The sequence below is a fragment of the Nocardia sp. NPDC055053 genome, assembly GCF_053608285.1.
The window spans coordinates 235,007-248,002 of the sequence record NZ_JBSGVD010000004.1; the positions used below are offsets into that span (position 1 = coordinate 235,007).

12 protein-coding genes are annotated in these 12,996 nt (G+C 66.6%); all 12 read right to left on the reverse strand.

The window, feature by feature from the left end:
• Positions 1-8 precede the first annotated feature (8 nt).
• Positions 9-1,700: a VWA domain-containing protein gene (locus tag ACWF82_RS06300; protein WP_452498542.1), complete on the reverse strand. Its 1,692-nt coding sequence runs from the start codon at positions 1,698-1,700 to the stop codon at positions 9-11.
• Entirely contained in the window at positions 1,697-2,512 is an 816-nt protein-coding gene (locus ACWF82_RS06305) for an AAA family ATPase (protein WP_452498650.1), read from the reverse strand. Before ACWF82_RS06305 ends, ACWF82_RS06300 begins: the two co-directional genes overlap by 4 nt.
• A 108-nt stretch (positions 2,513-2,620) precedes the next feature.
• Positions 2,621-3,757, reverse strand: a complete 1,137-nt coding sequence (locus tag ACWF82_RS06310; RefSeq protein ID WP_452498544.1) for a spirocyclase AveC family protein — start codon at positions 3,755-3,757, stop codon at positions 2,621-2,623.
• A 226-nt stretch (positions 3,758-3,983) separates the two neighbouring features.
• A complete protein-coding gene (locus ACWF82_RS06315) occupies positions 3,984-4,586 on the reverse strand; it encodes a hypothetical protein (RefSeq protein WP_452498546.1) in 603 nt (200 codons plus the stop codon).
• A 28-nt stretch (positions 4,587-4,614) separates the two neighbouring features.
• On the reverse strand, positions 4,615-5,571 hold the full coding sequence (locus ACWF82_RS06320; protein WP_452498547.1) for an MlaD family protein: 957 nt from the start codon (positions 5,569-5,571) through the stop codon (positions 4,615-4,617).
• Positions 5,568-6,668: an MlaD family protein gene (locus tag ACWF82_RS06325; RefSeq protein ID WP_452498549.1), complete on the reverse strand. Its 1,101-nt coding sequence runs from the start codon at positions 6,666-6,668 to the stop codon at positions 5,568-5,570. Before ACWF82_RS06325 ends, ACWF82_RS06320 begins: the two co-directional genes overlap by 4 nt.
• Positions 6,665-7,753, reverse strand: coding sequence for an MlaD family protein (locus tag ACWF82_RS06330; protein WP_452498551.1), 1,089 nt, complete (start codon positions 7,751-7,753; stop codon positions 6,665-6,667). Before ACWF82_RS06330 ends, ACWF82_RS06325 begins: the two co-directional genes overlap by 4 nt.
• On the reverse strand, positions 7,753-8,778 hold the full coding sequence (locus tag ACWF82_RS06335) for an MlaD family protein (protein WP_452498553.1): 1,026 nt from the start codon (positions 8,776-8,778) through the stop codon (positions 7,753-7,755). The genes ACWF82_RS06330 and ACWF82_RS06335 overlap by 1 nt, the downstream gene beginning before the upstream one ends.
• A complete protein-coding gene (locus ACWF82_RS06340; protein WP_452498555.1) occupies positions 8,775-9,779 on the reverse strand; it encodes an MlaD family protein in 1,005 nt (334 codons plus the stop codon). The genes ACWF82_RS06335 and ACWF82_RS06340 overlap by 4 nt, the downstream gene beginning before the upstream one ends.
• Positions 9,779-10,837 carry an MlaD family protein gene (locus ACWF82_RS06345; RefSeq protein ID WP_452498557.1) on the reverse strand — a complete coding sequence of 353 codons (1,059 nt, stop codon included), beginning with the start codon at positions 10,835-10,837 and terminating at the stop codon, positions 9,779-9,781. Before ACWF82_RS06345 ends, ACWF82_RS06340 begins: the two co-directional genes overlap by 1 nt.
• 4 nt (positions 10,838-10,841) lie before the next feature.
• A complete protein-coding gene (locus ACWF82_RS06350; protein ID WP_452498559.1) occupies positions 10,842-11,705 on the reverse strand; it encodes an ABC transporter permease in 864 nt (287 codons plus the stop codon).
• Positions 11,705-12,562, reverse strand: a complete 858-nt coding sequence (locus ACWF82_RS06355; RefSeq protein ID WP_452498561.1) for an MlaE family ABC transporter permease — start codon at positions 12,560-12,562, stop codon at positions 11,705-11,707. The genes ACWF82_RS06350 and ACWF82_RS06355 overlap by 1 nt, the downstream gene beginning before the upstream one ends.
• Positions 12,563-12,996 lie beyond the last annotated feature (434 nt).

Below are 12,996 nucleotides of genomic sequence, written 5' to 3' on the forward strand. Positions count from 1 at the left end.
CCCTCCGATCACTTCTTGTGGCTTCCGCGCGCGCGTGCTGTCGCGGCTGCCTCCCGCAGGCAGGACAGGAATATTTCGTCCATGCGCGGACTCAATTCGGCAAGGGTGGTGGCGTTGGCGTAACTCGCTGAGCCGAAGACGCGTTCGAGCGCTTCGAGGTCGGTGCCGCCACCGAGGGACAAGCACAGGCAGCCGACGCCGTCGTCGCGGAGTTCCTCGAGTGCCTTGCGGGCGTCCGCCTCGGCGTAGGGGCCTTCGTAGCCGTCCTCGTAAGGCAGCCCGTCGGACAGCAGGACCAGCAGTTGATTGTTCGTTCCCGCTTGGGTTTTGAGAATCTCGCCCGCCCCGCGGATGCCGGCGCCGAGGCGGGTGTAGCCGGACGGTCGGAGCTGGTCGAGTCGTGCGCGCCCCGTGGCGGCGAACTGTTGTCCGAAGGTCTTGATCGCCGGGAGGTGGACGGCATGGCGGCCGTTCGAGCGAAAGGCGTAGACGGCGACGCGATCACCGAGTTCTTCCAGGGTGAGGGCGAGCGTGGCTGCGGCGCGGCGCTGGTGGTCGTGGACGGTGAGGCCGTCGGAGTCGGTGTCGGTGGCCGAGCCGGAGGCGTCGAGCAGGATCAGGACGCCGAGATCACGACTCCGTTTGCGACGTTCGCTGTAGACGTGTTCGGGGGGCGAGTAGCCCGACGCCAGGTCGACGAACAGGTCGGTCAGGGCGTCGAGGTCGAGCTCGTCCCCGTCGGGGCGGCCACGCACGACCTCGAGGCCCAGGCCGATCCGGGCCAGGCGACGACGCAGCACATCGTCGAACGCGGTCACGGGGACGGCCGCGGGTTCGACCTCGAACGGGTAGTCGACCACCCGGCACCAGTCGATCCGGTATCGGTCCCGATGGACGTCCCATTCCGGATACAGCGCGCCGCTCACACCGGCGGCGGCGCCAGGCTTGCCGTCGGCGCGCCGGATCCGCGTGGATGGTGGCCGCACCTGTGTCCCGGTGAGCTGAGCCCGGCGCACGGCGCGCACCGTACCGGCGCCCGCGGGCCCGCGCCCCGCCATTCGGCCACCGCCGCGTTGTCTGCGGAACAGGTCCAGCAGAGTCCGTGGCATGTACAGCGGACTCGTGTCCTGGTTCACGGTCTCGCGCTGGGCGGGCCGTTCGCGATCGGCCTCGTCGGTCTCTGGCAGGTCCAGTGGTTCGGAACCCACGCCGGGCGCGCCGCCGGGCCGCGTACCCGGCACGGCGGTGGTGGCGAGCAGGCGGGCGGGGTGGATCACGCCGAACCATCGCGGTGGAGCCTCGACCGGGCGGCGCCCTCGGGCGACCGTCAACGATTCGTCAGCGGTGGCTGTCTGCGCGTGCGTGCCGGGGCACAGCTCGGCAGCGAGCGGAATCGCGCAGGCCAGATCGGCGAGCACCCGCCGCCCTTCGAGGGCCAGGTAGCGGCGGGCCAGTGACGGACGTCGCCGCAGCGGCCGCACCAGGCGCGGATGCAGGCTGCCCGCACCGAGCAGCGCGGCCTGCACCAGTAGTTCGCGCCGCTGTTCGGCGTCCGGTAGTCCGGGCGTGACGAAAATGGTCCGGCCGGTGGTGAAGGCGGTCTTCCCGTCCGGTGCCAGCGCGACCTCGACCGATCGGCCCGCCAAGAAGGTGGCGAGCAACCGGTACCGGGCCGGGTCGTCCGGATCTGTGGCAGTCATGATCGGGGCAGGACCGCGTCGACGAGTTCGTCGAGAGCGCGAGTGACGTCGTGATCGTCGGACAACGCTCGCACGACAGCCGACCGGACCGCGCTGCGCAGACTCAAACCTTCCGCGACCAGGCCGCCGGCGAGGATCAGCATCCGGGTGGACGACACCTCCCGCAGCGGAATCCCCTCCAGACCACGAATCGCATTACCCAGGGTCACCAGTACACGGGCGGTGCGCTCATCGATCCCGGCCTCGTGGGCGACCACCTCGATCTCGATCTCCGGGGGCGGGAATCCGAGCTCGATGGCGACGAACCGCTGTCGTGTCGATTCCTTGAGGCTCTTCAGCACGCTCTGATAGCCGGGATTGTAGGAGATCACCAGTTGGAACCCCGGCGCCGCCGACACCGTCGTGCCGAGCCGGTCGACCGGTAACTCACGACGGTGATCGGCCAGCGGATGGATCACCACAGTGGTGTCCTGGCGTGCCTCCACCACCTCGTCCAGATAGAAGATCGCGCCTTCGCGCACCGCCCGTGTCAGGGGGCCGTCCACCCACACCGTCTCACCCCCCTTCAGCAGGAAACGCCCCACCAGGTCCGCCGATGTCATGTCCTCGTGCCCGGCGACAGTGATCAGATCCCGGCCGACCGCAGCCGCCATGGCCTCCACGAACCGGGTCTTCCCACACCCCGTCGGTCCCTTCAGCAACACCGGCAAACCGCGCCCGGCCGCCGCGCGGAAGACCTCCCTCTCGTCACCGACCGCCCGGTAGAAGGGCGTCGGCGTATCGGAAGGCGCTGCGGGGTCATCGGTCAGCATCATCAGTCCTCTTCGAACGGAACGGCTTTCGGTGGCTTCTGCCGTAGGCGGACGACTCGACCATCCGGGCCAGGGCCGCCGGACCTGGATGGCGATCGAGCCGCGACGTCAGCGTCCGGGGTCGCACCGGTCGGACTCCTCGGTGATCGCGACCGGGCGTCCATCGGGTTGTCCGACCTGCCAGGTGCTCGCGACACCGGCGGTGAACGGCCCCGGGGCGCCTTGGGCTTCGTAGAGCCCGTGCGGATCCCAGGTCTGTGCCGTCGGGTACGGCCAGGGGCAGGCCACGGTGGACGCCGCGCCGGTCGCGCGGACGACCCAGAACGACGTGCTGAAGCTGAACATCGCGACGTTCAGTGCCACGGCCATCACCAGGAAGGTGGCCAGTTTGGGATGGCGAGCGTGGAGGCCGAACCGCCGGGCGATCTTCTCGGCTTGTGATCGGCCACTGTCGTCCCGATAGAGCAGCAGCGACGCCGGAATCATCACCACGGTGATCAACAAGCTGGCCATCAGAAACGGGAACTGGCTGTTCTTGCCCGCGTCGAGCGTGCCGAAGTCGATGACATGGGTGTAGGTCAGGAACTGGGTGCGCACCAGGAGGATCTCCTGGGCGGCGTCCCAGATAACACCACAGATGAAGGTCAGCACCGCCAGCGAGATCAACGGGTGCCGCCAGACGAAGGACTCCGGACTACGGCGTCGCTGGAGGGCCCGCAGTATCGGCATCGTCACGAAGTACGGAAGCAGGATGTAGGGCGCGTAGACGAACGAGGTGAGCGGCTCGATGATCGGAGACATGTTGAGCCACGGCCAATCCCGGGGGAAGTGCCACAGGCGTGGGTTGTAGACCAGTCCGATCGCCCAGTTGTTGTACGGGTCGAGCCAGAACAGCGTGCTCGAGGCGATGACCATCAGGATCACCGGATGCCCGGGATGGCGGCGCCAGCCCCAGACCACGGCGACGATGGTCGCGACGAACAGGACCAGGGCCGCGATCTGACCGGCGTTGACCCAGTCGAACCCGGACAGCAGGGGCTCGACCGGCAGTGGCTTTCCGGCGCCGTTCGGGTCGAGGTTGTCCGGCGACGCCGGTCCGTGTTTCTCGGAGGTCACCAGGACGGTGATGGCCGCGACCACGCCGATGGTCCACCCCGTGAGTGCCTTCCATGACCATCGGGTGGCGCTCGGGCCGGTGACGGCATTGCCGATCGCCGGGGCTTGGACTGGTTTGGATGATTTCATGACCGCTCCACTCGTCTTCACTGGGCTGGATCGCCCGAATTGTTGGCCGAATAGCTCACCGCGCTGCCGAGCACGATCGCCTCCGATGTCGAGAAGCTGTGGCCGCCAGGCTGTTGCAGCGCGCGGCGTCGCCCGCCGAGCTATCCATTCGCGATCCCCTACGCCGGCCCGGAGCGACCGACTGATCGATGCGTGGTCGACTGGGCGCCGGTGTCGAGGTCGGCGATCATTTCGCGGGAAGCGCTGCTTGCATACCGCCGACGTCGGTGATCTTCCACTCCGCGTTGCTGTCGACAACGACGGAGTAGGTGACGGTGGCATGGGTCCCATCCGGCGTCTGCGCGCTGGTGGAGGTCACGTCGAGGTAGGCGTTCACGGTGTAGATCCCGCCGGATTCGGAGATGACGGTGGCCGAGAGTGGTGTCGCCTTCGACGTCCATTGCAGTGGCAGCAGGATCTGTTCGAGCTGAGGTGCGGTGGCGTCGAACTTCGCGCCGAGTTGGGGGCTCGTACCGGATTTGAGTCGGACGAACCAGGATTGGACGTCTCGGTAGTCGATCGTCGACGCGCCCACGGCGTAGTCGGTGGCGATCTTCTCGGCGCGCTGTTCGGCAGCGGCGTGAGCGTCGCGGTCGGCGATCGAGGAGCGCGCCGACCAGTACAACGAGCCGAATGTCACCACACCTGCCAGCAGAACGGCGAGCGCGGCCGCGATCAATACGGTGGACCAGCGCAGCGACAAGGTGCGCGCGGTGGGCGGCGTGGACTTCGGAGCCGGTTCGTCGTCGCCGGTCGTCGTGGTCTCGGTAGGGTCGGTGGCCGTGTTCATGGTCGGTATTCCTGTCTGACGCGGCGGGTCATCTGATGGCGATGCGGAATTGCAGCGCACCGTCGTCGCTCACGCTGAGCAAGGCTTGGCGGATCAGGTCGCTGATGTCGATGGCGGGGGCATGAGCAGCCGCGTCGGTGAGCGCTGGGAGCAGCGCGGGAACACTGCGTGCTACCTCCGGCCCGAGTTCTTCGACGAGTGCGGTCAGGTTGTCGAGAAACGGAACCATCCCGTCGCCGGTGAAGTAGTCGGAGGCCGGCCGGGCTTCGACGAATTCCGATGCCGATTGGATGACGGTGCTCAACGCCTCGCCGAAGCGCCCGAACTGCGGACCGGCTTCGGCCAATGACGGTCCCAGCCAAGCGATGTCGGTACCCATGGTCTGGATATCGGCCAGCAGTTGGCGAATTGAGTCCTTGCGGCTGAGGATGGTCGCCGCCAGCAGAGCCGCCGAACGTCGCAGTGTCTGCATGGCGGCATCGGTGCCGGTGAACGCGCGCTGGAAGGTATCGACCAGCTGCGCGATCGTCTCAGGGTCGATCCCATCGAGCAGATCGACCACGCGCACCGACAGGGTGGTGATGGTCGCGGGGGCTCGTGTTCGATCGGCGGACACCGTTTGGCCGTTCTCCAGGTAGGGACCGCGGTCGTCGGCGGGATCGAATTCGACGTAGGGCTCTCCCAGAGCCGACAACTGTTCGATCCGAACCAGGCTCGAGACCGGAATGCGATAGCGGCTGTCGATACGCAGCCCCACCCATACCTCCCGAGCATGCTTGCGGACCGCGTCGACGTGACCGACCTGGGTGCCGTTGAGCAGCACCGGCGCGTCGGCACCGAGGCCGCCGGAATTGTCGAGTCGCAATTCCACGGTGATGTAGCGCCGCCTCGGATCGATGTCGAGCACATTCGCTGTCATGTAGGTCAGGCCGAGGATCAGCACGAGGCCGATCGACGCCAGCGAGAACAGCGACCGGGCGGTCATCGCAGTACTCCGATCATCCGGAGGGTGTCGAGGATGCGATCGGTCTGCGCCGAACGCGAGGATGTCGTATCGGCCGACTCGGTGGCTACCGTGAGATCGATGATGTCGACCTTCGGGCCGCGCTCGGCGAAGGGGATGACCTTGTGCTGGATCAGATCGGTCAGTTTCACCAGATTCGACCGCGAACCGGCATCGAGGGGATGGCCCCCGAAAAGCATCGGCACGACCGCCTGTGCCGCCCCGTCCAGTGAGTTCAGTAGTGGTGCCAGCCAGACCACGTTGTCGGCAATCGGATCGAGGGCGGTCAGCATGTAGAGCACTTCGATGGAGGCGTTGACGCCGTCGGTCGTGTGTTGCACTCCGTAGGGAGTCAGCAGTTCGCCGATGGCGGTCGCATTGTGCAGAATTCCCTCATCGATGGTCGCCTGCATTCCGTTCAGCATGGTGTCGACGGAGTCCAGATGGCCGGCCAGATCGGTCAGATCGGCGCCGAGATCCGAGGCGACACGCGCGGTCTCGGTGGTATCGCGGGGCAGGATCGCGTTGATTCGTCCGACGATGTGCTGGATGTCGGTGATCGCCCCACCGTTCACGAAGGTGGACAGCCCCGCGAGGATGTCTTCGATGGGCGGGGCCGGATCGGTGTCGGCGAGCGGGATGGTCGCGTCGGATGCCAGACGGTTCGGTGTGGCACCCACCGGTGCGGTGAGAGCGATGTAGACCGCACCCAGCGGCGTATCCTGCCGCAATCCCGCCCTCGTACCGGAGGACAGTCGCACGGAGTCGAGGATGGCTAGGTCGGCCACGACATGCCCGGGACGACCGGAACGACCGTCCACCACGGGAGCTGGATCTACGATTCGCAATCCGGTCAGTCGCCCGACCTTCACCCCGTCGGCGATCACCGGAGCCCCTTGCGGCAGATTCAAGATGTCGGCGAATTCGACGTGCAGCCGATAGGTGCTGCCACCGGGTCCACTGCCGGGTATCGGTACATCCGCCGGTTGGAAGCCGCAGCCGGTGGCGATCGACACCAACACCGCCGCCAGGGCGACCCGTATTCCGGGCCGGGCGCGGTAGGTCGTGAACGTTCTCATCGGTCGCTCACCGCCCCCAACAGCAGGGGTAGGACGGGGGCTTCGGTGGTCCCGGTCGCGGAAACTCGGCACTGCTGTTCGGTGATCGAGCGCAGCGCAGCGCAGATGGCGCTCGCTTCGTGGTGCGGCAACTCGAGGTGGGCTGGGGCGTATCCGGTGACCAACCGGCCGGTGGCGGGATCGACCGCGGTCGCGAACGCGGTCATGATCGCGGGTGTCATTCGCACGATCTCGGTCAACGAGCCTATGCCGACCGACAACAGATGTGGCAGATTCGAGAATCCTTCGATAGCTCGCAGGCCCGGTGATCCGAACATCATGATGAAGTCGTTCCCCTGGGGCAGCACCTCGGAAATACTGTCGACCAGCAGCTCGATCGGCGAAATGATGTGCTCGTTGATATCGATGAATGCCTGGGGCAGTCCGGCGACCGAGGTCTCGATTTCGGGCCAACGCAGGTTGGCCTTGCGCGCCAGTTCGGCCAATCTGTCGAGGAGGGCACCGAGATGTCCGATCGCCGCGTCCGGGGCGGCCAGCGCGCTGCTCAGTCGCAGGATCAGGGTATTGAACGACTCGGCGGATCCGGCCGTGGCCTGGGCCAGCGAATCCAGAGCTCCGGGTCGGGTGGGCGCGCCGACGCCGAGCTGCCCGACGAGTTCGCTGAGGGCGTCGAAGGTCTGAGAGAGACTCTGCGGTGTCAGCGTGCTGGTGATGCACCGGCCGGAATCCCATCCGAGGCCGGAGGGTTCCGGCCCGATGAGAGCCAGTTTCCGGTCGGCGACGATGGTGTCGCTGACAGTCACCGCCCCCACGTCCGCGGGGAGTCGGCGCTGGGCCGGAATCGAGAACTCGACGTGTGCGGTGGCACCGTTGGGTCGGATCGCGGTGACGCGGCCGACCGGCACGCCGAGCACGGTGACGGCGCTTCCGACATACAGCCCGATGCTGTCGGGCATTTCGGCGCAGTAATCGCGCATCACCGGACTCGGCCTGGCCGCTCGGAATCCGACCACGGCGATCACGACGACCGTGAGCACCACCACCCCGGACATGAATCCGCGGGCTCCCAGAAGGCGTTTCACCATCAACAGTTCCCTCCGGGGATCGGAACACAAATGCTGCCCGCTCGCAGCGTGGCCGCCGATTGGTCGACCATGAGGCCGCCCTGCGGAGACACCACCGTCAGCAGGCGACGCTCGAACGACCGCAGCGAATCCAGCAGGACACCCAGTCGGGTGGCCAACTCCTCGAGGTGCGGAATCGCCGCGGCGAACGGCCGTGCCCGCTCGCGTAAGGACGCGTCCCACGCCCGCCCCAGCGGGGTCAAGCCCTGTAGCACCGTGGCCAGATCGTCCAGTACCCGACCGACCTGGACATGGTTGTTGGCGATGATCGTCTCCAAGGTGGCGAAGGTGCTGAGCAATCGGCCCAGGGTCTCGGAATTCGCGTCCATCGCCGTGAGGTACTCGTCGGCGACCGCCAGCGTGCGGGAGATATCGGTGTTCTGCTGATCCAGCGTGGTGGCAAGCACTTCCGCTGCGTCGAGGAGAGCTTCGAGGGAGCCGGGGCCGGCGTCGAGGGAGGTGGCCACAGCGTCGAGACTGCGGCGTAGCTCACCCGAATCGATCCGGCGTACCGGCTCGATCGCATCCTGGAAGACCTGAGTGAGGTTGTAGGGCAGTCGAACCCGTTCCGGCGCGATGACGTTCGACCCCAGTGGCTCGGTGCCGTAGGGCATCACGGCCAGGTAGTAGCCGCCGACGACGGTCAGCATGCGAACCGCGAGCGTGGTCTGGTTGCCGACGAAGACCCCCTCGGCGACGCTGAATTCGACCCGGACCCGATCCGAACGCAAAGTCAGCGACCGCACCTCGCCGACGGGGATGCCCGCGACCCTGACGTCGTCCCCGAGACGGATGAACCCCGCTTCACTCATGTCGGCGGTATAGACGTGCTCACCCGCGGTGCCCAAAAGACGAACCCCGCCGATCGCGACGACGAGAGCGATCACACAGCCGAGTCCCACGAATCCCCAACGCAGATCCGCCGAGACGGTGTCGAAGCGGCGCGGATCTCCGGCGCTACGCCGCCACGGTTTGGATCGACTCACGAGTTGCACAGCCTGACCCCCTGTCCGGCGATGAGTACTTGCAGCGGTGCGGGCGCAACGGCGACACCATGGGAACAGGACACCGCAGCGTCAGGTCCGGTCACCGGCACGGTCGAAGCCAGCGTCTGCAAGACACCGGGCAGCCTGCCGAGCACCTCGGCGGCCTGCTGCGGCGCGGGAAAAGCGTTGCGCAGCACCGTGTCCAGGTCCTGATCGGGTAGGCCGCTGATCCCGAGCACCTTCAGGATGTCGCGCAGTGGCGACAGCACCACCGGGATGACGTTCGCGAAATCGACCAATCCGCTGAGCTTGTCGGTCAAGGTGGCGAACAGCGCGGTCAGGTTGGCCAGCAGCACCATCGCGTTGGCGGATTTGCCGCCGAGGTGCTGGGACACCTGTCCGAGGTTGCTCACCAGCAGCGTGATCAACGCCTGTCGGTCCGACACATGTCTGCTCAGTTCGCCGATCGCATCCAGCGCGGGGCCGAGTCCGGTTCCGTCGCCTTCCAGTACCGCGATCATGTTCGAGGCGAACTGATTGATTTCGGCCGGTGAGAGCTGCGCCAAGACGGGCTGTAGGCCGTTGAACAGCGTGGTGACATCGAAGGCGGGAACCGTTCGGTCGATACCGATCACATCGCCGGGGTCACGGCGCGGGCCGGGCTGCTCGGGCTGCTGCACGGCGAGATAGCGGAAGCCGGTGAGATCCTGGAACCGGACCGCGATCGTGGAATCGTCGAACACCGGACGATCCCGCACGACCGTGAAGCGGACACGCGCGAGCGATCCGTCGAGTTCGACCGACACCACCTTTCCGACCCTGATTCCGTAGATACGCACGTCATCACCCGAGCGCAGCCCGTTGACATCGGTGAATTCGGCGGTGTAGGTGTCGAGGTCCCCCGTGACCGGGGCGTCGATGACGCGCAGGATCCCCGTCACGATGACGGCGGTGAGCACAGCGGCGACGACGAGCCGCAGGAGCAGCGAGCGTTTCGACATCATCGGCTCCCAGGTGCGCCGTAGCCGCTGTCGACCAGTGTCCGGAGCGGAATCGCCAGTCCCGGCGCCAGACTCAGCTCCGCCCGCACCGCCAGGGCAGGTCCGGTCGGTGTGTCCCGGAATGCCGCATCGAGGCGGTCGAGGAGCTCACCGAGTTCCCCGTGGGACCGTTCGGGCGTGCCGACCGAGGAGGACATCGCGTCGAGCAGCACCGTCAGGACTGGCAGCGAGGTGGCGAACTGGCCGCCGGCGGCGCCGAGCAGACGGGTGACGCTCGGGAGGAGTTGGGTCTGGACCTTGGAGAATGTGTCACCGTAGCGGATCAGCTGTTCGGGGTCCTCGAAGTAGTCGTTGGTGTAGATCGAATAGAGCACCCCCATGCCACCGGTCAGCATCGGCGGCAGCCCGGCGAGCGCGGAACCGAATTGATCCAGCAGCACCGAAGTCGGCAACTGCCGAGTCTCCGATACCGCGCGAGCCGTCACCGCGATCGCTTCGAGCAGCGGAAGAAACGCCTCGAGATCGCGCGCCGTCCGGTCAAGCAGATCGGTGAGGGCCGGGGTGAGGACGTCGTCGGTGAGCTGACCCGTCGAGCGCAACAGGGTGGAAAGAGTCGCGTCACGCTCCCGCGCGGAGTCACTCGTCAGATCGATGACCGTATCCCGGCGCAGCGGTGCGCCGCCCACACCCGAGCGCAGTTGCAGCGCGGTGATACCGAACAGATTCGACGGCACGTAGTCGACGCCGAGGGTGTCGGTGAGACCGACGAGCTGAGATCCCTCCAGTCCGAGCTCGATGCGCTGATGCCCCGATTCGTCGACCGCGATCGCGGCGACCTTCCCCACCCGCACCCCGTCCACCCGGACATCAGTGCCTGTCTCGACGCCCGCTCCGACTCGTTCGGTGACCAAGGTGACCCGCACGGCGTCCTCGGGGCCGCTGTCGGGAACAGCACGCAGCCCGCTCCAGACCACGGCGACGAGCAGGACGGTGCCGAGACCGAGCATTCGAGCGCGACGCGGGCCGACCTCGGCGCCGGGAAATCCATACTGAGGCACAGCGTCACCCACCGAATGTGATCGGGGATTGGAATCCCCAGAGAAGGATGGTCAAGACCATGTCGAGTGCGATGATCGATACGAGACTGGCGCGAATGGCGCGTCCGGAGGCGATGCCGACCCCTTCGGGCCCGCCGCGCGCGAAAAAGCCTTGATAGCAGTGGATCAGCACCACCGCGACCGCGAAGACCATCACCTTGATGGTTGCCGCGATCACATCCCAGCTCGCGACGAACTGGTCGAAGTAGTGCCCGTAGGTCCCCTCCGGTGTGCCGTGGATCGTGGTGACGACGAGTCCGCAGGACAGGTAGCTCAGAATCAGCGCCACCACGAATGCGGGTACTACCGCCACGATGCCCGCTATCACACGGGTGGTCACCACGAACGGCACCGACCGCACGGCCAGTGACTCCAGGGCGTCGATCTCCTCGGAGATACGCATCGAACCGATCTCGGCGGTCATGCGGCATCCGGCCTGCGCCGCGAAACCGACCCCGGCGGCGATGGGCGCGAGTTCACGGGTGACGCCAACGGCCGAGATGAGACCGCTGAGCTGCCCGAGCGCCAGCAGGTCGAGGGTGCCGAACGCCTCGATGCCGATGGAGGCACCGATCGACATACCGAGGAGCAACATCAGGGGCACGACACCCCCACCGACGACCACCGAACCGCGCCCCCATGTCATGTCGGTGACCGCGGCCAGCGTCTGGCGCCGATAGCGCACGAGCGTGAACGGCAGCGATGCCGCGACCTGCCAGCAGAATCCGATGACGAACCCGACCGACTCGACGGCCACGAGCGGGCGGATCCGGCTGCACAGCGCGGCGAGCCGGCGCAGTCCCGGTGGCCGGTACACGGACGCGGTCATCAGCCCAACCTCGCCGGAAAGAACATCGCCACTACCTGGGTGATGGCCGTATTCAGCACCACTACCGCGGCCACCGACATCACGACAGCGGCATTCACGCCGTCGGCGACTCCCCGCGGCCCACCCCGGGCCTCGAGGCCACGCTGGCAGGCGACGAGTACGACGAGCAGCCCGAAGATCATCGATTTGACCAGCGATACCCAGACATCGGTGACGGTGGTGAAGGCTCCGAACGATTCCCAGTAGCTGCCCGGCGTCACATCGAGGGTGGTGACCGCGACCAGATAGCCGGATGCGATCCCGACGGCGAGGATCAGCGCGTTGAGCATCGGCGCGACGAGCAGCATGGCGACGACGCGAGGAACCACCAGGTGCTGAATCGGATCGACACCCATCACACGCATCGCGTCGACTTCCTCGCGGATCGTGCGCGAGCCCAGGTCCGCGGCGATCGCCGCCGCACCCGCACCACCCAGCAGCAGCGCGGTCGCCATGGGCGCCCCCTGCTTGACCACCCCCAGACCGCCCGCGGCACCGATCATCGCATCGGCTCCCAACTGGGACACGATGTTTCCGACCTGCGCGGAAACGATGACACCGAAGGGGATCGCCATCAGCACGCTGGGCACGACGGTGACCTTCAGCAGGAACCACGCCTGGGTGAGAGTCTCACCGCTGCGGAACCGCAGACGTAGCGCATCGAGCACGCCCAGTTCGAGAGCGCGCACCGTCATGCGCAGGAATCGGCCCGAAGTCGCGATACTCGACAGCACGGTCTCCGCACCGTTGCGGCGCAGCACACCGGCCACCGAGAGCTGTTCGTTCCCTGGACCGTCGTCGAGTTCAATCGTCGACATCGAACCTCCCTGTTCGACGGGTCCGTGCGGTAGCCACGACGGACGTGCCGGAATCGCGCACAGCAGCGATGCCATCGGATTCGACCTCGCCGACGGTTGCACCGGCCGTGTGGCCGACGCCCTCCGCGTCCGAATCGGACCTGGTCATCGAAGACTCCCGTGATATGCCGTCGACCACATCGAACTCAGGCCGATAATTGTCTGACATTTGACAACTATCGAAGAACATACCGTAAGAGCAACAGGAGCGTCCAGAGATTCACGTAGATGTTCGATGAACCGCAAGCAGTCCACCGTCAACGACGTCAACCTCCCGGTCAACCGCCCCAGTGGGCCGATACCAGCATGCGAAGGGAAGGCCTGGCGCATCCGCGCTCTTCGACACATACCTGTAGATGTTTCAACATCGAAGAGCGAACAACGGAACGTGGCGA

What these genes read in the sequence shown, in the direction of transcription:
- ACWF82_RS06300 (WP_452498542.1), bottom strand. Translation starts at nt 1,700, where the DNA reads ATGACTGCCACAGATCCGGACGACCCGGCCCGGTACCGGTTGCTCGCC.
- ACWF82_RS06305 (WP_452498650.1), bottom strand. Translation starts at nt 2,512, where the DNA reads ATGCTGACCGATGACCCCGCAGCGCCTTCCGATACGCCGACGCCCTTC.
- ACWF82_RS06310 (WP_452498544.1), bottom strand. Translation starts at nt 3,757, where the DNA reads ATGAAATCATCCAAACCAGTCCAAGCCCCGGCGATCGGCAATGCCGTC.
- ACWF82_RS06315 (WP_452498546.1), bottom strand. Translation starts at nt 4,586, where the DNA reads ATGAACACGGCCACCGACCCTACCGAGACCACGACGACCGGCGACGAC.
- ACWF82_RS06320 (WP_452498547.1), bottom strand. Translation starts at nt 5,571, where the DNA reads ATGACCGCCCGGTCGCTGTTCTCGCTGGCGTCGATCGGCCTCGTGCTG.
- ACWF82_RS06325 (WP_452498549.1), bottom strand. Translation starts at nt 6,668, where the DNA reads ATGAGAACGTTCACGACCTACCGCGCCCGGCCCGGAATACGGGTCGCC.
- ACWF82_RS06330 (WP_452498551.1), bottom strand. Translation starts at nt 7,753, where the DNA reads ATGGTGAAACGCCTTCTGGGAGCCCGCGGATTCATGTCCGGGGTGGTG.
- ACWF82_RS06340 (WP_452498555.1), bottom strand. Translation starts at nt 9,779, where the DNA reads ATGTCGAAACGCTCGCTGCTCCTGCGGCTCGTCGTCGCCGCTGTGCTC.
- ACWF82_RS06350 (WP_452498559.1), bottom strand. Translation starts at nt 11,705, where the DNA reads ATGACCGCGTCCGTGTACCGGCCACCGGGACTGCGCCGGCTCGCCGCG.
- ACWF82_RS06355 (WP_452498561.1), bottom strand. Translation starts at nt 12,562, where the DNA reads ATGTCGACGATTGAACTCGACGACGGTCCAGGGAACGAACAGCTCTCG.